18 protein-coding genes are annotated in these 22,587 nt (G+C 60.6%); 8 read left to right on the top strand and 10 right to left on the bottom strand.

Annotation, left to right across the window (positions count from 1 at the left end; all coding sequences use genetic code 11):
- Positions 1 to 149: 149 nt before the first annotated feature.
- The 8 genes from J2Y90_RS17655 to J2Y90_RS17620 form a co-directional block, all read right to left on the bottom strand.
- On the bottom strand, positions 150 to 1,574 hold the full coding sequence (locus J2Y90_RS17655; protein WP_253501156.1) for an ABC transporter substrate-binding protein: 1,425 nt from the start codon (positions 1,572 to 1,574) through the stop codon (positions 150 to 152).
- 207 nt (positions 1,575 to 1,781) lie between these two features.
- Positions 1,782 to 2,027, bottom strand: a complete 246-nt coding sequence (locus J2Y90_RS17650) for a 4Fe-4S dicluster domain-containing protein (protein WP_007959413.1) — start codon at positions 2,025 to 2,027, stop codon at positions 1,782 to 1,784.
- A 27-nt stretch (positions 2,028 to 2,054) separates the two neighbouring features.
- Positions 2,055 to 3,785 (bottom strand): fumarate reductase/succinate dehydrogenase flavoprotein subunit, encoded by a 1,731-nt coding sequence (locus J2Y90_RS17645; protein WP_253501153.1) that lies wholly within the window; start codon positions 3,783 to 3,785, stop codon positions 2,055 to 2,057.
- On the bottom strand, positions 3,782 to 4,534 hold the full coding sequence (locus J2Y90_RS17640; protein WP_253501150.1) for a GntR family transcriptional regulator: 753 nt from the start codon (positions 4,532 to 4,534) through the stop codon (positions 3,782 to 3,784). The genes J2Y90_RS17645 and J2Y90_RS17640 overlap by 4 nt, the downstream gene beginning before the upstream one ends.
- 186 nt (positions 4,535 to 4,720) lie before the next feature.
- Positions 4,721 to 5,686, bottom strand: a complete 966-nt coding sequence (locus tag J2Y90_RS17635) for a Gfo/Idh/MocA family protein (protein ID WP_253501147.1) — start codon at positions 5,684 to 5,686, stop codon at positions 4,721 to 4,723.
- A gap of 9 nt (positions 5,687 to 5,695) precedes the next feature.
- A complete protein-coding gene (locus tag J2Y90_RS17630) occupies positions 5,696 to 6,589 on the bottom strand; it encodes a Dyp-type peroxidase (RefSeq protein ID WP_253501144.1) in 894 nt (297 codons plus the stop codon).
- 75 nt (positions 6,590 to 6,664) lie between these two features.
- The gene (locus tag J2Y90_RS17625) at positions 6,665 to 7,402 is read right to left on the bottom strand and encodes a DUF72 domain-containing protein (RefSeq protein WP_253501141.1); all 738 of its coding nucleotides are present in this window, start codon (positions 7,400 to 7,402) and stop codon (positions 6,665 to 6,667) included.
- A 10-nt stretch (positions 7,403 to 7,412) separates the two neighbouring features.
- On the bottom strand, positions 7,413 to 9,200 hold the full coding sequence (locus J2Y90_RS17620) for a thiamine pyrophosphate-requiring protein (protein WP_253501137.1): 1,788 nt from the start codon (positions 9,198 to 9,200) through the stop codon (positions 7,413 to 7,415).
- A 180-nt stretch (positions 9,201 to 9,380) separates the two neighbouring features.
- On the opposite strand from J2Y90_RS17620, the gene J2Y90_RS17615 reads away from it, so the two are divergent.
- From J2Y90_RS17615 to J2Y90_RS17595, 4 genes are all read left to right on the top strand, one after another.
- Positions 9,381 to 9,881, top strand: a complete 501-nt coding sequence (locus J2Y90_RS17615) for a cupin domain-containing protein (RefSeq protein WP_253501132.1) — start codon at positions 9,381 to 9,383, stop codon at positions 9,879 to 9,881.
- A gap of 194 nt (positions 9,882 to 10,075) precedes the next feature.
- The gene (gene yghU / locus J2Y90_RS17610; RefSeq protein WP_253501129.1) at positions 10,076 to 10,915 is read left to right on the top strand and encodes a glutathione-dependent disulfide-bond oxidoreductase; all 840 of its coding nucleotides are present in this window, start codon (positions 10,076 to 10,078) and stop codon (positions 10,913 to 10,915) included.
- A gap of 266 nt (positions 10,916 to 11,181) precedes the next feature.
- Positions 11,182 to 13,350, top strand: coding sequence for a TonB-dependent siderophore receptor (locus J2Y90_RS17600; RefSeq protein ID WP_253501123.1), 2,169 nt, complete (start codon positions 11,182 to 11,184; stop codon positions 13,348 to 13,350).
- Between the two features lie 125 nt (positions 13,351 to 13,475).
- The gene (locus J2Y90_RS17595; protein ID WP_253501118.1) at positions 13,476 to 14,669 is read left to right on the top strand and encodes a GAF domain-containing sensor histidine kinase; all 1,194 of its coding nucleotides are present in this window, start codon (positions 13,476 to 13,478) and stop codon (positions 14,667 to 14,669) included.
- Between the two features lie 8 nt (positions 14,670 to 14,677).
- Here J2Y90_RS17595 and J2Y90_RS17590 read toward each other — a convergent pair whose 3' ends face one another.
- Complete coding sequence (locus J2Y90_RS17590; protein ID WP_253501114.1) at positions 14,678 to 15,610, bottom strand: helix-turn-helix transcriptional regulator; 933 nt, start codon at positions 15,608 to 15,610, stop codon at positions 14,678 to 14,680.
- A gap of 540 nt (positions 15,611 to 16,150) precedes the next feature.
- On the opposite strand from J2Y90_RS17590, the gene J2Y90_RS17585 reads away from it, so the two are divergent.
- From J2Y90_RS17585 to J2Y90_RS17570, 4 genes are all read left to right on the top strand, one after another.
- The gene (locus J2Y90_RS17585; RefSeq protein WP_253501111.1) at positions 16,151 to 17,500 is read left to right on the top strand and encodes an MFS transporter; all 1,350 of its coding nucleotides are present in this window, start codon (positions 16,151 to 16,153) and stop codon (positions 17,498 to 17,500) included.
- A gap of 99 nt (positions 17,501 to 17,599) precedes the next feature.
- Positions 17,600 to 18,292 (top strand): fumarylacetoacetate hydrolase family protein, encoded by a 693-nt coding sequence (locus tag J2Y90_RS17580; RefSeq protein ID WP_042610294.1) that lies wholly within the window; start codon positions 17,600 to 17,602, stop codon positions 18,290 to 18,292.
- A gap of 33 nt (positions 18,293 to 18,325) precedes the next feature.
- Entirely contained in the window at positions 18,326 to 19,084 is a 759-nt protein-coding gene (locus J2Y90_RS17575; protein ID WP_253501108.1) for an SDR family oxidoreductase, read from the top strand.
- A 31-nt stretch (positions 19,085 to 19,115) separates the two neighbouring features.
- Positions 19,116 to 20,072, top strand: a complete 957-nt coding sequence (locus tag J2Y90_RS17570; RefSeq protein WP_253501105.1) for a 2-hydroxyacid dehydrogenase — start codon at positions 19,116 to 19,118, stop codon at positions 20,070 to 20,072.
- Between the two features lie 2,100 nt (positions 20,073 to 22,172).
- Here the strand turns inward: J2Y90_RS17570 and J2Y90_RS17565 are convergent.
- Positions 22,173 to 22,514, bottom strand: coding sequence for a hypothetical protein (locus J2Y90_RS17565; RefSeq protein ID WP_253501102.1), 342 nt, complete (start codon positions 22,512 to 22,514; stop codon positions 22,173 to 22,175).
- Positions 22,515 to 22,587: the final 73 nt, after the last annotated feature.

The following is a 22,587-nucleotide window of genomic DNA, read 5'->3' as shown; positions in this document are numbered from 1 at the left end:
CAAAGGGGGCGAGGGGTAAAGGGAGCCGACCTGCGTGCTTTTCAAAACCTGAGTTCGACTCGATATTTCACGTCGGCGTATCTCCCACAAACAACCCGGTCAGTCCCCTCTCCCTCCGGGAGAGGGTTAGGGTGAGGGGCTTTTGATCTTCAGCGCGCGGCAACGGCTTGCGCAGTGTCATCGCTGAAATCGAACACCTTGCCACCCTGCGCCGCAGCGTATTGCTGGGCCTGGCCCTTGAGCAGAAATGCGCTGAGGCGGCCCTTGGCATCACTGGCAAACCAGGCCTGTTCAGCGAGCAACTTGATCCCGCTGTCACTGGCCTGCGCATACACCGCACGAATGTTCTTGCCCTCCTGCTTCAACGCCGCCAGGGCGGTGAACGCCGATTCAGCCGAGCCGTAACGACGGACTTTTTCCTCACCGCGCACCCAGATCTCCGCGACATGACTGACGTCGGTGATAGCCTTGCCCGTCGCCGCATCCACACCCGGCAACGGCGTCTGCGCGTAGTCGGCCAGTTGCGCGGTGTAATCGAGGTTCGATGCCTTGAAAGCGGCGCGGATGTACTGGTCGTCGATGAAGGTATGCAGATCAAGCCCGCGATCGGCTTTCTTCAGCAGCTTCAGCGTGTCGATGGCGGTGCCGACGGCCTGACGATATTCAGGTTTCCAGCTCAGGTCGCGGGTCTGCACACCGAGCGGGCCGTGGAACAGGTAGTTGACCTCGGCATCGACCCCGGTGACTTTGGCGATCAACTCGCTGTACTTCTCCGGCTCGGCGGCGAGCAGTTGGTTGGCTTCGATGCTGGCGCGCAGGTAGGCGACGACGATCTCCGGATACTTCTTCGCATAGGCCTGGTCCACCAGCGCGCCATGGAAGGTCGGCGCGTTGGCCTGGGCGCCGTCGTAGATCTTGCGGGCGAAACCACGGCTCGGGAACAGTTCGGCGAACGGCACGAAATCGGCGTGGGCATCGATCTTCCCGGCTTGCAGCGCGGAGCCGGCGACTTCCGGTGGCTGGGCGATGATGTTGACATCCTTGAGCGGATCCCAACCCTGCTCTGCCACGGCGCGCAGCAACATGCCGTGGGCCGTCGAGGCGAATGGCACGGAAATGGTCTTGCCCTTGAGTTCACTCAGGCTCTGCACGGCCGAGGCGCTCGGCACGACGATGCCGTTGCCGCTGCCCTTGATGCTGCCCGACAGCACGCTGATGAACAGGCTGTGCTTGCCCGCCGTTTCGAACGCCACACCATTGAACGCACCGGGGAAATCAGCCATGGCGCCGAAGTCGAGTTTGCCGGCGACCATCTCGTTGGTCAGCGGCGCGCCACTGGTGAAATTCTTCCATTGCACGTCGTACTTCGCGTCTTTGTAGGCGCCGTCGTGGGGCAGGTATTTTTCGAGCAGACCGAGTTCCCGGATCAATAGCCCGCCGGCGGCGCAGTTGATGGTGGTGTCCTGGGTGCCGATGGCGATGCGGATGGTTTCGGCCGAGGCCGACAAGGTGAACGAAGCCAGTACCAGACCGGCAAGTGCTGCACGCAACATGAGTGTTTCCCCTCGAATCATTGGTTTGGAGTTCGTCTCCGCCGCGATCAGGGCGCGGTGGGAAACGAGGGGTGTTTTGCAATTCAGCGTCCGGGGTTCACCGGATGGCTTGGCTTGTCACAAATCCAATGTAGGAGTGAGCCTGCTCGCGATAGCGGTGTGTCAGTCAACACATCTACCTCTGACCCACCGCTATCGCGAGCAGGCTCACTCCTACAGGGGTTGTGTTCAACGCAGGAGATAAGGGATTTCGACTTTGACGGCCCCCGTCGGGCAATCCTTCTCGCACGGCATGCAGTACCAGCATTCATCGAACGCCATGTAGGCCTTTTGCGTGGCCGGGTTGATCGCCAGCAGGTCCATCGGGCAGACGTCGACACACACGGTGCAGCCTTTTTCGGCGATGCATTTGTCCTCGTCCACGGTGACCGGGGCGTTGGAGCGGAAGAAGATTTCCTGAGCTTGATAAGCCATGGTTCGGACTCTCTGAAAAATGATGTCTCAAGCGGCGAAAGCGCCCACCCGCAGGCGGTCGTAAGCCTGCATTTCCTCGGCATCGAGCGGGATGATGTAAGGCTCGACAGCTTTCTTGAAACTGGTCATGCGCCCGTCCTCGCCCTTCTTCAGATGGCAATGGCAGAACCACTCGGCATCGTTGCGTTGCGGATGGTCGACGCGATAGTGGTACAGGCCCCAGCGACTTTCGGCGCGGAACAACGAGGCGCGGGCGGCCATTTCGGCGCAGTCGCGGATCACGCTGGTTTCCATCGCGCGCATCAGTTCGTGAGCGTTGTTGGCCTTCATCTGTTCGAGATCGCGCTCGATATCGCTGAAACGTTGCAGACCAATCTGCATCTTCCTGGTCACTTTCGGCGGTTGCAGGTAGTCGTTGACGAAGCGCCGCAGCTTGTACTCGACCTGCGCCGGCGGCAGGCCTTCTGCGCGATGAAGCGGTGCGTAAACCCGGGCTTTTTCCTTCTCGATCTGCTCGGCGTCCAGTGCGGAAAACTCGCGGCCGGCGACAAAATCTGCGGCGTTGTGGCCGGCGAACCAGCCATAAGTGAACGCGCCAAGCATGTAGTTGTGCGGCACCGCAGCCATGTCGCCGGCCGAGTACAGACCCTTGACCGAGGTCTCGGCACGCTCGTTGACCCACACGCCGGACGCCGAGTGGCCGCTGCAAAAACCGATTTCCGAAATATGCATTTCGACCATCTGCGTGCGGTAGTCAGTGCCGCGATTGGCGTGGAACTGGCCACGACTCGGGCGCTCGTTGCTGTGCAGGATTTCCTCGATGTTCTGGATGGTTTCCTCGGCCAGGTGATTGAGTTTGAGGAACACCGGGCCGTTGCCGCTCTCCAGTTCCTGGTGGAATTCCCACATCATCTGCCCGCTCCAGTAGTCGCACTCGATGAAGCGTTCGCCCTTGTTGTTGGCGGTATAGCCACCCAGCGGGCCGGTGACGTAGGCGCAGGCCGGGCCGTTGTAATCCTTGATCAGCGGGTTGATCTGGAAGCACTCGAGATTGGCCAGTTCGGCGCCGGCGTGATAAGCCATCGCGTAGCCGTCCCCCGCATTGGTCGGGTTTTCGTAAGTGCCCATCAGGTAGCCCGACGACGGCAGACCGAGGCGTCCGGCCGCTCCGCAGGCAAGAATCACTGCTTTGGCCTTGATGACATGGAAGTCGGCGGTGCGGCAGTCGAAACCCATCACACCGTTGACCGCGCCCTCCTCGTCAGTCAGCAAACGCGTGCAGACCAAGCGATTGGTGATGCTCACCCGTGCGCGTTTCAACTGCCGATACAGAACTTTCTTGATGTCGTGCCCTTCCGGCATCGGCAACACATAGGCGCCCATGTGGTGGACCTTCTTCACCGCGTAGTCGCCGGTTTCGTCCTTCTCGAACTTCACCCCCCAACGGTCGAGCTGCTCGATGGTTTCGAAACTGTGCGTGGCGTAGGCATATACCGCCGCCTGATTGACGATGCCGTCATTGGCGATGGTGATTTCCTTGGTGTACTGCTCCGGCGTCGAATGCCCCGGGATGATCGCGTTGTTCAGCCCATCCATGCCCATGCTGATCGCGCCGCTGCGTTTGACGTTGGCCTTGTCCACCAGCAACACGCGCAGATCGCGGTTCTTCTCTTTGGCCTTGATCGCCGCCATCGGCCCGGCTGTACCACCGCCAATCACGACGATGTCGTATTCCTGTTCTAGAACGTTGCGGGTCATGCCTGCTCCCCTTTCTGCCGGTCGATCCGCAGGCGGTACTGGAACGCATCGCCACGGTAATAAAGGTGTTCGAAGTCCAGTGGCTGGCCTTGAGCATTGTGAGTCAGGCGCTCGATGCGCATGATCGGCGAGCCGGCTTCGACGTTGAGTGCCTGGGTCAGGTCGCTGTCGGCCAGCACCGCGTCGATGGCCAGATCGGCGTGACCGAGGGCGATGCCGCAATCGTTTTCGAGAATCAGAAAGATGTCGCGAGTGACCAGATCGGCCTTCTCCAGCCGCTCGCCAACGGCTTTGGGCAGGTAGGTGATTTCCTGCGAGATCGGCTCGCGGTTGATCAGCCGTATGCGTTTGATCTGCGCGACGATCTCGCCTTCAGCCACCTGCAGACGCTCGGCGACGCGCTTGTCAGCCGCGATGAATTTGAAGCTGCGCAGGCGGTTGATCACTTCATAGCCGCGCCCGGTCATCGACTCGGCGAGACCTTGCAGGCTGCTGACGTTTTGAAAGGTTTTCGGCTTGGCGACGAAGGTGCCCTTGCCATGGATCTTGAAGATCAGCCCTTCCTTTTGCAGATCACCCAGCGCCTGGCGCACGGTGATGCGACTGACTTTGAACAGCGCGCCAAGCTCGCTTTCGGAAGGCATCTGACTGTCTTGCGGATATTCGCCATCGAGAATCCGCGCACGGAGTACGTCGCGCAGTTGGGTGTGCAGCGGGACGCTGCCAAGGGAGAGAACGTTATCGGTCATCACGGGATCACTTGTTATAACGAGTTATGACGTGATCTTAGAGTTGTTATGACAAGGTTGAGAAATATTGTTTGAGCATAACCTTAGATTCGCCCTTGAAAAGCAAAAGATCGCAGCCTTCGGCAGCTCCTACAGTTGGAAATGCGATTCCCCTGTGGAGCTGCCGAAGGCTGCGATCTTTTGACTTTAGCGTTTAAGAATCTGATCCATGACCCAGTCGGTCTTGACGGCTTGCTCGGCGACTGCGGGGTATATCGAGTCGCCGCGGATATGCGCGTTCATTCCCAGTACGTGGTGCCACTGAATATGCTCGGGATGGGCAATTTCCAGGCTGATGTGTTCATCGGCCCGCAACTGCACGGGATGGTCATCAAACACGGAAAAACCGATCCGCCCGGCGCTGCCGATAATCTCGACATGATCCTCACGCCGGTCCGCGACAAAGTTCCAGCAGCCCATGCCCAGCGCCCCGGAGGCGAATCGCCAACTGGCACTTACCGCATCTTCCGCCGCGTACAAACCCGCCTGATGCGCGGTGAAACCGGCGACTTCGACGATGTCACCGAGCAGATACTGAAACAGATCGAAGCCATGACTCGCCAGGTCGGCGAAGTAACCGCCGCCGGCCAGCACCGGATCGGTACGCCAGTTCGCGCCGCCCTCAAGGTCCATCGCCGTCGGCGCTTTGGTCAGTGTCCAGCTCAAATGCCGAACTTGACCGATGCGCCCCTCCTCCAGCCATTGGCGAACTTGCGCAAAGCGTGGCAGCGAGCGGCGGTAGTAAGAGACGAACAGGTGCAGGCCGGCAGCGGCAAACGCTTGCTGCATCTCGCGGCTTTGCCCGGCATTAAGTGCCATGGGTTTTTCCACGCAGCAATGCTTGCCGGCGGCGGCGACTTTCAGGCTGTAGGCGTAGTGGCTGTCGGGCGGTGTGGCGATGTACACCGCGTCCACGTCAGGATCGTTGATCAGCGCATCGACATCGGTGTAGACGCGATTGATACCGTGACGTACAGCGTAATCGGTTACGGCTTCGAGGCGCCGGCCCATCACCGCCACCAGCGCCGAACCGGGAGCCTTGTAGAAGGCCGGCCCACTCTTGCGTTCTGTTACATCACCGCAACCGATCATGCCCCAACGTACTACGTTCATTGCCTGTCCTCAGCCGATGCGCAAGGCGCGCAGATCAAGGTGACCCTCCTTGAGCGGCGGGCACCAGTAATAGCCTCCGGTGATCGGCCGGCTGATGCGATACAAGCCATCGGCAATACCGTCTTCCAGTCCGCTCATGCGTCGCAGTTGCGCTTCGAACGCATCCAGGGAAAAACCGAAGGCAAGGAACATCAACCCGGCGCGATCACCTTCAATCCACGGCATCGAACGGCGCACGACAAACGCCTCGGGCGCAAAGCTTTCCTGGGCAGTGCGTTTGACGTGAGCAGAAACCGGTGCGTCGTCGATTTCTTCGTTATCACTCAAGCGACGGCCCATGATGTCGTCCTTCTCGCTGGCGGACAACCGGTGAAAACCTTTGAGGTCGTGCTGCCACTGCTGGATCGCGGCGAAACTGCTACCGACCATTCCGTCAGCGCCAGCGCCCGAGCCCAGCAGCGCCGCGGCCACAGCAGCGTCATCGTGCGGGTTTTCCGTGCCGTCTTCGTAACCGGTGAGGTCGTGGCCATTCTTGTGACGAAAAGTTTCCTGCATCTGCACCAGACGCAAGGCCGGGGCCAGCGCGGCTTCGAAGGCATTGCAACGGTTGAGCAGTTCACCACGGTCGTCACCGTGCAACCAGACCCACAACGCGTGCTGGGTCGACGGGTTCTCGACGCCGACGCCGGTCAGAGCCGGGAAGCTGCGCAGGCCGTCGATTTCTACATTCAGCGCCTTGGTCAGAGACTCACCAAAGCCAACCACCGCCGACTTGCCATCCACCAGCATCAGCAGCTTGTCGATCGCTTGCGGCAAGGCTTCAATCGACGCCAGGGCGAAAAACAGATGACGTGCTTGCGCAGGAACAGGGGTGGCGAGAATGCCCGGCTGGTAGTAACTCATGTGAACTCCTTGAAAAAGTGCGCGGAGTTTACCTGTAGCCGGATGGTTTGTGTGGGTTGCGCAAGCGTCGTTGTTTCAGCGTTTACTGCCTTCGATCAACGCCCTCAAAACCAGCGCATTCGCAGTCGCAGCGCCGCTGGCGGTATTGTCGAAGATGCACCAGATGTCTTTGCCCTCGCCGCTCGCGCTCTGCAGGTTCTGCGCAAGACGTTGCAGATAAGCCTCGTCATAGGCGCTGTGGTAAATCCGCGGCGAGCCGTGCAGGCGCCAGTATTGCAGGCCTTGCCAGCCGCCCGGCGCAGTGTCGGTGCTGATCCGCGACGGATCGACCACCGCCTTAGCAATCTGCAAGTCCACTAACATTGCCTCGGCGCCAGTCCACGATTCGTGTCGCGGCTCCAGTACCACGCTACCCCGGAAACGCTCGCGCAGGGTTCGAAAAAACACCTCGGCAACCGGCTCATCGAACGCAAGCTTGGGCGGCAGTTGTACCAGCAGGCATCCCAAGCGGTCGCCCAGACCTTCGCACTGTCCGAAAAACTCATCGAGCGCGGCCGCGCTGTCCGCGAGCCGCTGTTCATGGGTGATGAGCTTGGGCACCTTCACGGCAAAGCGAAAGTCTGGCGCAACCGAATCGGCCCAGCGCTCGTAGGTCTGTCGCCGATGCGGGCGATAGAACGAGCTGTTGATTTCCACACAGTTCAAGCGCGCCGCGTAGCGTTGCAGGTGCGTGCCCTCGGCGGGGAATGCCGGCCAGTGCTCGCGCCCGAGACTCCAGCCGGCGCAACCGATGAATATCGAGGGCTCGTTCAAGCGCACACCGTCATTTCTTGCCCGGCAGCACAGCGCCGAGCACCTGCTTGGCGGTCTGCACGATCACCCCGGCTTCGTCCGGATCGCCCTTGAGCAACGTCGTGGCGAATTTCTTCGCTTGCTCAAGCTTGATGTGCGGTGGCAGTGGCGGCACGTTGGGGTCGGTCTTGAACTCGATCAGCACCGGCACTTCCGAGGCGAGCGCCTGCTCCCATGCCGCCGCTACGTCTTCTTCGCGATCAACGAAAATGCCCTTGAGGCCTATGGAAATCGCGAACAGGTGATACGGCACATCCGGGATGCTCTGCGACGCCTCGAACTTCGGATCGCCCTCCATCACCCGCTGCTCCCAAGTCACCTGATTAAGGTCTTCGTTGTTGAACACCGCGCAGATCCATTTCGGGCTCTGCCATTGCCGCCAGTATTTGGCGACGGTGATCAGTTCGGCCATGTTGTTCATCTGCATTGCGCCGTCACCGACCAGCGCAATGACAGGGCGCTCCGGATAGGCGAATTTGGCTGCGATTGCATACGGCACCGCAGCGCCCATCGAAGCCAGGCCACCGGACAATGAGCATTTCATGCCACGACGGATTTTCAGGTCGCGGGCGAACCAGTTGGCGCAGGAGCCGGAATCACTGGTGATGATTGCCTGCTCGGGCAAGCGCGGTGACAGCTCGTAGGCGACCCGTTGCGGGTTGACCGGATCGGCTTTGGCCATGGCGCGTCTTTCCAGGGTTTTCTCCCAACTGCCGCGCCAGCCTTCGACCTTCTTGCGCCATTTGTTCGAGGTTTTCTGTTCCAGCAGCGGCAGCAACGCGGCGAGGGTTTCCGCTGAGTCACCGACCAGATTGACCTCCATCGGATAACGCAGGCTGAGCATGTCCGGCTGCAGATCAATCTGCACGCCGCGCGCCTGACCTTCCTTGGGCAGAAATTCGGAATACGGGAATCCTGAGCCAATCATCAATAAGGTGTCGCACTCGCTCATCAGCTTGTAGCTGGGCTCCGTGCCGAGCAGGCCGATGCTCCCGGTGACCCATTGCAGATCGTCGGGCAACACCGCTTTGCCCAACAGCGCCTTAGCGACACCCGCGCCGAGTTTTTCCGCCACGGCGATCACTTGATCGGTCGCCTCCAGCGCGCCGGCACCGACCAGAATCGCAACTTTCTCGCCACTGTTGAGCACTTCGGCGGCGCGTTGCAGATCGCTTTCATAAGGCACGACTTTGGGCTTGCTGTAACCAACGCCGGAGTGCGCGGTGCCATGGGCGCGCGCCGGTTGTTCGTAAGGCACATCCTGCAAATCATTGGGCAGAATCAGCGCGGTGACGCGGCGCTCGCCGACGGCGGTACGCACTGCGCGATCAAGCAGATGACGCACTTGCGAAGGCGCCGAAGCCTGCTGCACGAAAGCCCCGGCGACATCCTTGAACATCGACACCAGATCCAGCTCCTGCTGGTAGTGACTGCCTAGCGCTGTACGTGCTTGCTGACCGACGATGGCCAGCACCGGCATGTGGTCCATGCGCGCATCGTAGAGCCCGGTGATCAGGTGCGAAGCGCCGGGACCGGAGGTGGCGATACACACGCCCAGCTCGCCGGTGAACTTGGCATGCGCCGAGGCCATGAACGCAGCCATTTCTTCGTGCCGTGCCTGAACGAATTCGATCTTGCCTTTGGCCCGGCTCATGGCGCCGAACACGCCGTTGATGCCATCGCCCGGATAGCCAAAAATTCGCGTCACGCCCCATTCGCTGAGCCGTTCCACCAGAAAATCACCTACTGTCATCGTCATCTTGACCCTCGCCATTTGCTGCTGCATGGACATGTAAGGGTCTGGACAGCCCGCTTCGCGGTGAAGTTTCGCTGGATTGTCCGGGCATGGACTTTGGCCCCGTGTTTACGCAGCAATGTTTTTTTGAGGCGTGCGCCCTGCCCTGTGGTCGATTGAGAAATGATCGAAGGAGGATTGGCCATGACTGAAGTACAGACCCTGTTGCTCCAGCGTAATGACTGGGTGCCGAACAATCCGCGTCTGCCGGTGCTGATCTATCGCAGCGCGGTGGCCATCGAGGGCAATGATCCGGCGGCACGCTTCGAGCACACCTTCGGCACCAACGGCTGGCCAGCGCAGTGGCGCTACGGCATTTACGACTATCACCACTACCACACCGAAGGCCATGAAGTGCTTGGCGTGGCGGCGGGTCAGGCGCGGCTGATGTTGGGCGGGCCTGATGGGCAGGAGGTCGAAGTCAGTGCCGGGGATGTGTTGCTGCTGCCGGCCGGGACCGGCCACTGCAATCTGGGATCGAGTGAGGATTTTCTGGTGGTGGGCGCGTATCCGCCGGGGCAGCAGGCGGATATCTGCCGGGAGGCGCCGAGTGATGAGCAGTTGGCGCGGATCGAGGGGCTGGCGTTTCCCGAGAGTGATCCGGTGCAGGGAACCGGTGGTGCTGTCGGTCGGTATTGGATTTGATGGTTCACCACCTAACCCTGTAGGAGTGAGCCTGCTCGCGATAGCGGTGTATCAGTCACTACTTCTCTAGCTGATACACCGCTATCGCGAGCAGGCTCACTCATACAGGGGATTTGGGTTGAGGGCTGGCATGCGCGGGAAATTTTCCCTACGGTGTCTACCTGTTCTCTCCCAGCATCGACGAGGTCCGTTTCATGAGCAACGCGTCTTACGTTCCGCCCAAGGTCTGGAAACACGAAGCCCCTTCCGGCGGCCACTTCGCCAGCATCAACCGCCCGATCGCCGGTCCGACCCATGACAAAGAACTGCCGGTCGGCAAGCATCCGTTGCAATTGTATTCGCTGGCCACGCCCAACGGCGTCAAGGTCACCATCATGCTCGAAGAATTGCTCGCGCTCGGGCACGCCGAGGCGGAATATGATGCGTGGCTGATCCGCATTGGCGAGGGCGATCAGTTCTCCAGCGGCTTTGTCGAAGTCAACCCGAACTCGAAAATCCCGGCGCTGCTGGACCGCAGCGTCGAGCCGCCGATCCGGGTGTTCGAGTCTGGCTCGATCCTGCTGTATCTGGCGGAAAAGTTCGGCGCCTTCCTGCCGAAAGACCCGGCCGGTCGCACCGAAACCGTCAACTGGCTGTTCTGGCAAATGGGCTCGGCGCCGTACCTGGGCGGTGGCTTCGGGCATTTCTACGCGTATGCGCCGGAGAAGCTCGAATACCCGATCAACCGCTTCACCATGGAAGCCAAACGGCAGCTGGATGTGCTCAACCGCCGTCTCGCCGACAACGCCTATCTGGCCGGCGACGACTACACCATCGCTGACATCGCCGTATGGCCCTGGTACGGGCAACTGGTGCGCAACAATGTTTACTCGGCGGCGGAATTTCTCGCGGCGCATGAATACACCCATGTGCAGCGCTGGGCGGAAGACATCGCCAAGCGCCCGGCGGTCGTGCGTGGACAACGGGTGAACCGCACCTGGGGCGAGGAAGACAGTCAGGTGCCGGAGCGGCATGGGGCGCAGGATCTGGATTGATTCCAGACACCGCATAACCCTGTGGGAGCGAGCTTGCTCGCGAAAGCTGAGTATCAGACAACACATCTGTTGAATGACACACCGCCTTCGCGAGCAGGCTCGCTCCCACTTTTGTTTGAAAAGCCACCAGATTCAATTGTGAAAAAATCATTAACTAACTGACTCGTACGGGTTTATTCCCCCGGAAACTTCCTACATACTAATGCGAATAATTCTTACATGCACTCGCATCAGTGTCGTTTGGGCAATCCTGGGGAAGCAGATAGATGTCGTTTCACACCATTCACCGCCGTTCGAACCTTTCACCTAACCTCCTCGCAATTGCCATCGGCATGGCCACCATCGCACCTGCCTTCGCCGAAGAAACCGCCTCCACCGCGCCAGCCAATGGCCCGCTGGAGCTGCAAGCGACCGAAATCGGCGCTACGCAGATGAGCAGCACCACCGAAGACACGCAGTCCTACACCACCGGCCCGATGCAGACCGCGACCAAGCTGTCGCTGACCATGCGCGAAACGCCGCAGGCGGTGACGGTGATCACTCGCCAGCGCATGGACGACCAGAACATGACCAGCGTCAACGACGTGGTGCGTGGCACGCCGGGGCTGTTCCTCAGCGAGGCCAGCGGCCCGGGTCGGCAGACTTACAAGGCGCGCGGTTTCGACATCGACAACATCATGTACGACGGCCTGCCCAGCTCGTATTCGCCGTTCACCCTCGCGGTCCAGCCGAACCTGGCGATGTTCGACCGGGTGGAAATCGTCCGTGGTGCGACCGGCCTCGTCACCGGTGCCGGCAACCCGTCGGCGGCGATCAACATGGTGCGCAAACGTCCGACCGCCGACCAGCGCGTGACCCTCACTGGCGCCGCGGGCAGCTGGGATGACTACCGTGGCGAAGTCGATGCCTCCAGCCCGCTGAACGAAAGCGGCACGCTGCGTGGCCGTGTGGTGACGTCGTATCAGGGCGCCGACAGCTTCCGCGACAAGGAAGAAAACGATCACGGTCTATTCTACGCTATCGGTGAAGCCGACCTGAGCGACAGCACCACCGCGACGCTCGGCTTCTCCCGGCAGAACGACCAGACCAACTATTTCTGGGGCGGCCTGCCGATCGGCGAAGACGGCCACCACCTCGACTTGCCCCGCTCCACCTATCCGGGCACCGATTGGGAAAACCGCAAGCTGCAGGTCGACACCGTGTTCGGTGAAGTCGAACACCGGTTCGACAACGACTGGAAACTGCACCTCGGCGGTTCGACTTCAACGCTCGAGGGCGAATTCTCCGGCACATACCTGTCGCGCTACGACGACCCGCTGGAAACCACCGCCTACCAATCGCACCACACCGACAAGCAACGCGCGTTCGACGGTTTTGCCAGCGGCCCGTTCGAAGCATTCGGCCGCACCCATGAACTGGTAGTCGGCGCCAGCAATCGTGTGTACGACGCCACCACCAAGGAATATTCGCCCTACGACACAGGCTTGCCGATTGGCGCGCCAAAGCCTGACTTCGTGCGCAGCGGCAAGTCGCGCAACGTCACCACCCAGGACGCGGTTTACCTGACCACCCGCTTGAGCCTGGCCGATCCGCTGACGCTGATCCTCGGCAGTCGTCTGGACTGGTATGACTACGACGATCGCACTGCCGACGGCGACTTCAAGGTCACGCGCAACCTGACCCGATACGCCGGCCTGATCTACAAACTTGATGACCATCACTCGGTTTACGCCAGCTACACCGATATCTTCACCCCGCAAACCCAGAAAGACCTCGGCGGCAAAGTGCTTGAACCGATCGTCGGTGAAAACTACGAAGTCGGCATCAAGGGCGAATATTTCGACGGCGCCCTGAACGGCAGCGTGGCGGTGTTCCAGATGGACCAGACCAACCGCGCCACCCAGGCGGCGACCCAGCTCGGCTGCCCGGAACTGACCTGCTACGAAACCTCCGGCAAGGTCCGCGCTCAGGGCGTGGACATGGAACTGCAAGGTGCGCTGACCGAGCAATGGCAAGTCGGCGCCGGCTACACCTACACCCGCGCCCACTACATCAAGGACGAAAACCCGGCGAACAATAATCAGAAGTTCGACACCGACATGCCCGAGCACCTGTTCAAGGTCTCCACTGTGTACCGCTTCAAAGGTCCACTGGAAAAACTTCGTGTGGGCGGTAACGTCTACTGGCAGAGCCGCATGTACAACGACATCGCCCTGGCCAGTGGCAGCAGCTATCGCCTGCAACAGGGCGGCTACGCGGTCACCGACCTGATGGCCGGTTACGAGGTCAACAAGCACCTCGACCTGCAGGTCAACGCCAACAACATCTTCGATCGCAAGTACTACTCGTCCATCGGTACTGACGTGACCTGGGGCTCGACCGACAACTACGGCACGCCGCGCAGCTACATGATGACGGCCAAGTACAAGTTCTGAGTCGCCAGGCTCAGCGCGCCGCACAATGGGCGCCGGGAGTTTTCCCGGCCCCTTTTTTGCACGTTCATTAGGCATGGCCGGCAATAACCGATAGTCTCTGGCGACACTTTCGCGAGGCGCCGGCCATGCCCCAGACAGATTTTTCCTCCGACCTCGAAGCCATCGGCAGCATTGACGCCGTGCCGGTGATCCTGAGCATGGTCAAGCACATGACCGGCATGCGCTTCGCCGCCGTAGCGCGGGTCACCGAGAGCAAGTGGATCGCTTGCGCCGTGGATGACTCGATAGACTTCGGCCTGTTGCCCGGCGGCGAACTGGTACTGGAATCGACGATTTGTCATGAGATCCGTCAGCACCATCAGCCGGTGATCTTCGGCCACGCCAGTCAGCACCCGCTGTTCTCCACGCATCACACGCCGAAAACCTACGGGCTGGAAAGCTACATCTCGATTCCGATCATCAAGGCCGATGGTGAATTCTTCGGCACGCTGTGCGCCATCGATTCGGTGCCGGCAAATCTCGACGAACCGGCCATCGAAAAGACCCTTACCCTCTTCGCCCAACTGATCGCCATGAGCCTGGATACCCAAGGTCATCTGCAGGCAACCAGAACAGCGCTGGCCGATGCCAACGAAATGGGCCGTCTGCGCGAGCAATTCATTGCGGTGCTGGGGCACGATTTGCGCACGCCGCTGAGCGCCATTCGCATGAGTGCCGACCTGCTCGAAAGCAAGGCCGAGGACAAGCGCTCGCGCACGCTGCTGTCGGCGATCCGCACCAGCTCGGTACGCATGGGCGTGTTGATCGAAAACATCCTCGACTTCGCCCGCGGCCGACTCGGCAGCGGAATTCCGGTGCAGCGCAAACTGGTGGACGACTTGCAGCAAACGCTGCGCCAGACCCTGGACGAGATCCAGGTGGCGTACCCGCAGGCGCAGTTCATTGATTCGCTTGAAGTGCCGACCGGGGTCTATTGCGACCCGCTGCGCATCAGCCAGCTGTTGTCGAACCTGCTGGGCAACGCCGTGACCCATGGCTCGACGGAACAGCCGATTGTGCTCAAGGCGTTTGCCGAGGGCGACGAGATGGTCATTTCGCTGACTAACCAAGGCGCGCCGATTCCACCTGCGCTGATGCCGCTGCTGTTCGAACCGTTCTCGCGTTCCGAAGCGGGTCAGCGCAATGAAGGTCTGGGATTGGGCCTGTACATTGCCGGGCAAATTGCCAATGCGCACAACGGCACGCTGAGCGTGACCTCTGACAGCGAAGCAGGCACCTGTTTCGTGGCGCGCTTCCCTGCGCGCTTCAAGTGGGTCTGAGCGCGGGTCTAAGTGTTCAATGGTGTCTGCGGCGTGTCCGGGTTGAGCTGACGCCGACGAAACTGCCCCGGCGGCTGGCCATGAATCTGGCGAAAACGTCGGGAGAAATAGGCCTCATCTGCAAACCCGCACAACCGCGCCACCTCGCCCACCGAGCGCGTGCTGTTGAGCAGAAAGTTGCGTGCGGCGTGCATGCGCCGCTCCAGCACCAGCTCGGTGAACGTCTTGCCGATCTCCTTGCGCAGCCAGTGCGTCAGGTAGGTCGGTGACAGATAGGTCGCGGCGGCAACCTTGATCAGATTGAGATCAGGATCGGCGATGTTCTTGCGCAAGTACTCGAACATGCGGCTCAAGGCGTCGCGACGACTGTTCTCGGCGGCATTCTCTTCCGCCAGACGCTTGAGCGGTTCGGCATAGAGAAAACACACGCTGCCAATCATCTGCAGCAACAGCCCCTTGAGCATTTCCCGTGTGCCGAACTGACGGTTCTCATCGAGCGCGCGCATCTGTTCGATCAAGCCACAGACCTGAGCAAACTCCTCATCGCCCAGAATGAAGTCCAGATGCTCCTGAAAGCGGAACGGCGACAGCTCCGGCGCCAGCAGGATCGACACCTCTTCCAGATCCATCGGGTCGCATTGCAGATGTGGCAAGAGGAATGTCTGGGAAAAATTGATGACGATGAAATTGCTGTCCTCGGGATGCGGAATCACATGCACGCGATGGGGCAGGATGAACGCCAGGGTGTTGCGCGGGAACGGCCGCTGCACGCTGCCGATGTGCTGCACGGTGTCGCCACCGAGGTTGATCTGGATCTGAAAATACTCATGCCGGTGAGGCGCGGTTTCGGCACGCCGACCCTTTTTGTCGCGAATGTAGAAGTCGGTCAATTCGCTGCGCTGCTGCATGACGTAGGTCGGAATACGGCTGGGTGAAGACATGGGCGGGAGGTCCTCCGGGCGGTGAGGTGGCGCCTGTCATCTTGCAGGGTTGAGCGGTGGGCGGCAATGAGTCATACGATGACATTGGATTTTTTGAAAGAAGTCTCGTGATGCGCATGTCCAAAAACCGCCTTGCCATAGAAATAGAGATAACCGTTATTTATCAGGTAGTTAAGATGGCTACATGATGTTTATTATCACGACAGATCGTATTTATCTTTTTGGACAGGTTCGCCCAATTCACTTTTTTGAAGAAAAAACGTTCTAACCCGCCGGTTGATTTAGAACCGTTGTACGACCACTGTGATGACAACGCAGCTAAACCTCTTTCAAAAACAATCAAAGGTGCGCACGTCATGATCCTGCTATTCCCCCCTCGCCGCCCCGCCCGACCTCCCCTTGAAGTCAATCGCAGAAAGACGTTCCTGAACGTCTGAAACCCGCGCTGCAACCCGCTCGATTGCCTTGCCCCACACCTACGGGCAACGGCATCGGCTGCTCGAAAAATCTCGACTCTTCTAACAATAACGAGGTCACCGCATGTCCAACTCCCATTCTTCCAGTGCCACGGTGCCGCCGGTGATTGCCGGTGCACGCGATGCCGTTTCGGCGCAGCGTCTGCCCACCCGGCGGCGCTGGTTCATGCTTTCGCTGCTGCTGATCGCGACGATCATCAATTACATCGACCGGGTGAACATTTCGATTGCCGCGCCGTTCCTGGCCAAGGATCTGGGCCTGGACAAGATCGAGATGGGCCTGATCTTCTCCGCGTTCGCCTGGACCTATGCACTGGCGCTGGTGCCGGCGGGGTTTATCGCTGATCGGTTTGGCTCGCGCTTCACCTATGGCGTTTCGCTGATCAGCTGGTCGACCGTCACCGTTTGCCAAGGCTTCGCCACCGGTTTCGCTTCGTTGTTCGGCCTGCGCCTGGCGGTCGGCGCCATGGAAGCTCCGGCCTTTCCGGCCAATAGCCGCGCGGTGACGGTGTGGTTCCCGGCGCGGGAACGCGGCTTGGCCAGCAGCATTTACGTGTGCGGCCAGTACCTCGGCACGGCGCTGTTCACCGGCGCGCTGCTGTGGCTGGCGACCACCTTCGACTGGCGCCACGTGTTCTACAGCACCGGCGCACTCGGCATTGTTTTCGGTGTGCTGTGGCTGTACCTGTATCGCGATCCGCTGAACTGCAAAAAAGTCAGTCAGGAAGAATTGAAGTACATCGAAACCGGCGGCGGGCTGGTCAAGAGCAGCCAGGAACGCACCCGTTTCAACTGGCGGCAGATCGCCGAGCTGTTCAGCTATCGGCAGATCTGGGCGATCTGCATCGGCAAATTCGCCAGCACCTCGGCGCTGTACTTCTTCCTCACCTGGTTCCCGACCTACCTGATCGAAGAACGCAAACTGACCATGATCAAGGCCGGGATCTTCGCCGTGCTGCCCTTCGTCGGTGCGACGGTGGGGATCCTGCTGGCCGGCATCGTTTCCGACCTGCTGATCCGTCGCGGCTACTCGATGTCGTTTGCGCGCAAGTTGCCGCTGGTGGTCGGTTCGATGCTGGGCATGTCGATCGTGCTGGTGAATTTCACTGACTCCAACCTGATCTGCATCGCCGTGCTGACCATCGCTTTCTTCGCCCAAGGCATCGCGTCCTCGTCATGGGCGGCGGTCTCGGAAGTGGCACCGAAAGAGCTGATCGGCCTCACTGGCGGGATCACCAGCCTGGCGGCGAACATCGGTGGCATCGTCACGCCGATCGTGATCGGCGCCATCGTCCACGCCACCGGGACCTTCGCCTATGCCTTCTGGTTCATTGGCGGCGTGGCGCTGATCGGCACCCTCTCCTATTCGTTGCTGCTCGGGCGCCTTTATCGCATCGAACTGAAGGTGCGCTGAGCGGAAAAAACCGGATTTGTCCAAACGCAGGCGGCTTTCGTCCAACTTCACCGACGCGAGCCGCCGTACGCTGCCCTTTCAAACAGGATGACCCGCAGGATGAACATGACTGAATACGTCTTTACCCCGGATCTGCCCGTAACCCTGCCGGTGCTCGGCAGCGAGCAGCGCTTCCCCGTCGGCCGGGTGTTCTGTGTCGGCCGCAACTACCCATGGCCGGACACTCAAGGCCAGTCGCGCCAGCCACCGGTGTTCTTCATGAAACCGGCGAGCTGCGTGGTCGATGCCGTCGGCGACGTCGCCTTTCCTTCGGTGTGCGAGGACTTCGTCCATGAAATCGAACTGGTCGTGGCTATCGGCGAAGGTGGCGCCAATATTCCCGAGGATCAGGCGCTCGCCTACGTCTGGGGCTACGCCGCCGGCCTCGACCTGACCCGCCGCGATGTGCAGCGCGCGGCCAAGAGCAACGGCTTGCCGTGGGAAGGCGCCAAGGTGTTCGACGGCGCCGCGCCGATGACCGCCGTCGTCCCGGTGAGCCGCTCCGGCCATCCCGAGGGCGAGTTGTGGCTGAACGTCAACGGCGAAGAACGCCAGCGTGACAACCTCGACAGCCAGATCTGGTCGGTCAGCGAAGTGATCGCCCGCATCTCGCAATCCGTGGCCCTGCGCGCCGGCGACCTGATCATGACCGGCAGCCCCGCCGGCGTTGACAGCCTGCAACCGGGCGACGTGATCAGCGCTGGCATCGACGGCATCGGTCAATTGCAAATGCGCGTCGGCCCACGGCCCTGATCCGTCGGATTCTAAGTAAAGGAGAACAACAATATGACCACCCCTTTGAAAGTCGCGCTGGTCACCGGCGCCGGCAGTGGCATCGGCCGCGCTGTGGCGCTGGGCCTGATGGCTGACGGTTTCACCCTGGTGCTCGCCGGTCGCCGGCCCGAGCCCTTGCAAGCGCTGGTCGAGCTGGCGCAGAGCCAAGGTCATCAAGCACTCGCGGTACCCACTGACGTGCGTGATCCGGCCAGTGTCGACGTGCTGTTTGCGACAATTGCCGAGGTTTACGGCCGCCTCGATGTGGTCTTCAACAACGCCGGGGTCAATGCCCCCGCCGTGCCGCTGGATGAACTGACGTTCGAGCAATGGCGCAACGTGATCGACACCAACCTCAACGGCGTCTTCCTCTCCGCCCGTGGCGCGTTCGGACTGATGCGCAAACAGCAGCCACAGGGCGGACGGATCATCAACAACGGTTCGATTTCCGCGCACACACCGCGCCCGTTCAGCAGCGCCTACACCGCGAGCAAACACGCCGTGCTCGGCCTGACCAAATCCTTGGCACTGGACGGCCGCGAATTCAACATCGCCTGCAGCCAGATCGACATCGGCAATGCGCTCACGGAAATGTCGGTGCGCATGACCAAAGGTGTACGCCAGGCCAACGGCAGCATCGCCGTCGAACCCATGGTCGACGTCAAACACGTAGCCGACGCGGTGCGCTACATCGCTGGCCTGCCGCTGTCGGCCAACGTCCTGAACATGACCGTCATGGCCAGCGCCATGCCGTTTGCCGGCCGCGGTTGAGCCGGCCTTTTTATTGTGTAACGAGGTAGCCATGAAGCCAGAAATCCTGCAACTGAGCCCGATCCTGATCCCGCAAATCAACGCGCGTCTGGAAGAACTCTTCACCGTACGCCGCTACTTCCAGCAGACGGACAAGCCCGCTTATATAAAGGAACACGGCGCCAACATCCGCGGCGTGATCACCGGCGGCCACACCGGCATCAGCCAGGCGCTGATGGCGCAACTGCCGAAACTGGAAGTGGTCGCGGTCAATGGCGTCGGCACCGACGCCGTTGACCTCGCCTACGCCCGCGACCGCGGCATCCGCGTCACCGCCACCATCGGCGCCCTCACCGAAGACGTCGCCGACCTCGCCATCGGCCTGCTCATCTCGGTCTGCCGCGGCCTGTGCACCAGCGACCGCTACGTACGCTCCGGCCAATGGCCGCAAAGCCCAACCCCCCTCGCCCCGCTGCCCCTGGCCCGACAAGTCTCCGGGATGCGCATCGGCATCGTCGGCATGGGCCGCGTCGGCCGCGCCATCGCCACCCGCGCCGCCGCCTTCGGCTGCCCGATCAGCTACACCGATCTGCACCCGATGAGCGACGTCCCCCACACCTTCGTCGCCGACCTCAAACAACTGGCCCGCGACAGCGACGCCCTGATCCTCGCCGCTGCGGCGGACAAGGGCGAAGCGATTATCGATGCGCAAGTGCTGCAGGCATTGGGCAAGGATGGCTATCTGGTCAATGTGGCGCGGGGCAAACTGGTGAACGAAGTGGATCTGGTGGCCGCGTTGTCTGCGGGGGATATAGCTGGCGCCGCGCTGGATGTTTTCGTTGATGAACCCAATGTGCCGGAAGCATTGTTTGGCAACGAACAGGTGGTGCTGCAACCGCATCGGGCCAGCGCCACATTGCAGACCCGCACACGGATGGGGGAAATGGTAGTGGCGAGCTTGCTTGATAGCTTCGCCGGGAACGTGCCGGTGGGGTGTGTGACTGGGTAAAGGCGCAAACGGAGCGCTACCGCCTTCGCGAGCAAGCTCGCTCCCACAGGTTTGGCGGCGTGAACGGGGTCCGACCAACACCCAAATACCAATGTAGGAGTTAGCCTGCTCGCGATGGCGGCGGGTCAGGCAGCGATGAGTTGTCTGATACACCGCTATCGCGAGCAGGCTCACTCCTACAGTTTTGACCGAGTGCATTCAGTAACAACCAGGTCGGCTGTCAGGCCGCCTTCGCGAGCAGGCTCGCTCCCACAGGTTTGGCGGCGTGAACGGGGTCCGACCAACACCCAAATACCAATGTAGGAGTGAGCCTGCTCGCGATGGCGTCGGGTCAGTCAGCGATGGGTTGTCTGGTATGGCGCTATCGCGAGCAGGCTCGCTCCTACAATTTTGACCGAGTGCATACAGTAACAACCAGGTCGGCTGTCAGGCCGCCTTCGCGAGCAGGCTCGCTCCCACAGGTTTTGTGGTGTGATCAGGAATTGGCCAACACCCAACGTCCAATGTAGGAGTGAGCCTGCTCGCGATGGCGTCGGGTCAGTCAGCGATGAGTTGTCTGGTATGGCGCTATCGCGAGCAGGCTCACTCCTACAGTTTTGATCGAGTGAATTCGGTGAAAACCAGGTCGGCTGTCAGGCCGCCTTCGCGAGCAGGCTCGCTCCCACAGGTTTTGTGGTGTGATCAGGAATCCGCCAACACCCAACGTCCAATGTAGGAGTGAGCCTGCTCGCGATGGCGTCGGGTCAGTCAGCGATGGGTTGTCTGGTATGGCGTTATCGCGAGCAGGCTCGCTCCTACAGTTTTGACAGAGTGCATTCAGTAACAACCAGGTCGGCTGTCAGGCCGCCTTCGCGAGCTGGCTCGCTCCCACAGGTTTGGCGGCGTGAACGGGGTCCGACCAACACCCAAATACCAATGTAGGAGTGAGCCTGCTCGCGATGGCGTCGGGTCAGTCAGCGATGGGTTGTCTGGTATGGCGCTATCGCGAGCAGGCTCACTCCTACAGTTTTGACCGAGTGCATTCAGTAACATTCAGGTCGGCTGTCAGGCCGCCTTCGCGAGCAGGCTCGCTCCCACAGGTTTCGTGGTGTGATCAGGAATTGGCCAACACCCAACGTCCAATGTAGGAGTGAGCCTGCTCGCGATGGCGTCGGGTCAGTCAGCGATGGGTTGTCTGGTATGGCGCTATCGCGAGCAGGCTCACTCCTACAGTTTTGATCGGGTGCATTCAGTAACAACCAGGTCGGCTGTCAGGCCGCCTTCGCGAGCAGGCTCGCTCCCACAGGTTTGGCGGCGTGAACGGGGTCCGACCAACACCCAACGTCCAATGTAGGAGTGAGCCTGCTCGCGATGGCGGCGGGTCAGTCAGCGGTTGTCTGGTATGGCGCTATCGCGAGCAGGCTCGCTCCTACAGTTTTGATCGAGTGAATTCGGTAAAAACCAGGTCGGCTGTCAGGCCGCCTTCGGAGCACGCTTGCTCTCACAGAAAAGCAAAAGCAAAGGCCAGATCAAAAGATCGCAGCCTTCGGCAGCTCCTACAGTTGGATCGCGCTCCACTCAAAAACAGGTAGGCTGTCAGGCCGCCTTCGCGAGCAGGCTCGCTCCCACAGAAAAGCGAAATCAAACCAGGCAGGCCGCCCCGCCACCCAATACGATGAGCGTTAGCTCGAGTTCCGCTTTTGATCCTGGAGCCCGTCGGCAGGCTGAGCGCAGGGATTGATCCGGGCGTGGGAGCGCAGCGACCGTACGACGCAGTCGTACACAGCGGAAGGAGGTGCAGCGAAGCAAGCCGGAGCCGCTGCGCCAGGATCGATCCCGCAGCGAAGGAACCCCGAGCCTAAGCGAGCGGGCCGAACGTCAGGGCACAGACCTTTGGTTACTTTGGGGCGTTTGCCAAAGTGACCCGCTGTAAGAGCGGAACCGCCACCCGCAACACCCAAAAAAACGGATATACACCCAAAACCCGAAGAGCATGGTCGGCCCAAAGGCCGCCAAGCCAAAAAAAAAAGCCCCACAACCGGAAAACCAGTGTGGGGCGAAAAAATTGGTTGGTTGCGGCCAACCAAAGGAGCTCTGTAAAAAACCACCCAAGCGCTCAGATCAAATGCAATCCTGAGCCGCCCGCTCAAAACTCGAAGGCAACAAATTCGACGCCAGCAAATGCCGCTCATAAATGAACACCTTGCCACCCTTCCCCGCCTTGTACGCCTCCAGCACGTTATCCGCCGACACCTTGCTCGGCACCACAATCCGATAACTGCGCTGACTCTGCGAAACCGTCGGATTCAACGCACTGCCCTGCAACTTCGGCACCACACACTCAGCGTACTGCGCAGGCGTCTTGCTGGTCTGCAACGTCAGGGTCGGATCGTTCGGCGCCGAAGCACAACCAGCGAGCAACAAGGAAGCCAAAGCCATGACAGGCACGAATAAAGGACGCATCGGGGTAATCCTGAAAATAAAGGTTCGGTTCAACCGGCAGCGGCTCGACTTCACGGCATCGCCGCTGCCATTA

The sequence above is a fragment of the Pseudomonas koreensis genome, assembly GCF_024169245.1.
Classification (GTDB): Bacteria; Pseudomonadota; Gammaproteobacteria; order Pseudomonadales; family Pseudomonadaceae; genus Aquipseudomonas; species Aquipseudomonas koreensis_F.
Note: the sequence above shows the minus strand (reverse complement) of the source record. Positions and strands in the feature narration are given on the sequence as shown.

Coding starts and splice junctions, on each gene's coding strand:
- J2Y90_RS17655 (WP_253501156.1), bottom strand. CDS start 1,574: ATGATTCGAGGGGAAACACTCATGTTGCGTGCAGCACTTGCCGGTCTG.
- J2Y90_RS17650 (WP_007959413.1), bottom strand. CDS start 2,027: ATGGCTTATCAAGCTCAGGAAATCTTCTTCCGCTCCAACGCCCCGGTC.
- J2Y90_RS17645 (WP_253501153.1), bottom strand. CDS start 3,785: ATGACCCGCAACGTTCTAGAACAGGAATACGACATCGTCGTGATTGGC.
- J2Y90_RS17640 (WP_253501150.1), bottom strand. CDS start 4,534: ATGACCGATAACGTTCTCTCCCTTGGCAGCGTCCCGCTGCACACCCAA.
- J2Y90_RS17635 (WP_253501147.1), bottom strand. CDS start 5,686: ATGAACGTAGTACGTTGGGGCATGATCGGTTGCGGTGATGTAACAGAA.
- J2Y90_RS17630 (WP_253501144.1), bottom strand. CDS start 6,589: ATGAGTTACTACCAGCCGGGCATTCTCGCCACCCCTGTTCCTGCGCAA.
- J2Y90_RS17620 (WP_253501137.1), bottom strand. CDS start 9,200: ATGACGATGACAGTAGGTGATTTTCTGGTGGAACGGCTCAGCGAATGG.
- J2Y90_RS17615 (WP_253501132.1), top strand. CDS start 9,381: ATGACTGAAGTACAGACCCTGTTGCTCCAGCGTAATGACTGGGTGCCG.
- yghU (WP_253501129.1), top strand. CDS start 10,076: ATGAGCAACGCGTCTTACGTTCCGCCCAAGGTCTGGAAACACGAAGCC.
- J2Y90_RS17600 (WP_253501123.1), top strand. CDS start 11,182: ATGTCGTTTCACACCATTCACCGCCGTTCGAACCTTTCACCTAACCTC.
- J2Y90_RS17595 (WP_253501118.1), top strand. CDS start 13,476: ATGCCCCAGACAGATTTTTCCTCCGACCTCGAAGCCATCGGCAGCATT.
- J2Y90_RS17590 (WP_253501114.1), bottom strand. CDS start 15,610: ATGTCTTCACCCAGCCGTATTCCGACCTACGTCATGCAGCAGCGCAGC.
- J2Y90_RS17585 (WP_253501111.1), top strand. CDS start 16,151: ATGTCCAACTCCCATTCTTCCAGTGCCACGGTGCCGCCGGTGATTGCC.
- J2Y90_RS17580 (WP_042610294.1), top strand. CDS start 17,600: ATGAACATGACTGAATACGTCTTTACCCCGGATCTGCCCGTAACCCTG.
- J2Y90_RS17575 (WP_253501108.1), top strand. CDS start 18,326: ATGACCACCCCTTTGAAAGTCGCGCTGGTCACCGGCGCCGGCAGTGGC.
- J2Y90_RS17570 (WP_253501105.1), top strand. CDS start 19,116: ATGAAGCCAGAAATCCTGCAACTGAGCCCGATCCTGATCCCGCAAATC.
- J2Y90_RS17565 (WP_253501102.1), bottom strand. CDS start 22,514: ATGCGTCCTTTATTCGTGCCTGTCATGGCTTTGGCTTCCTTGTTGCTC.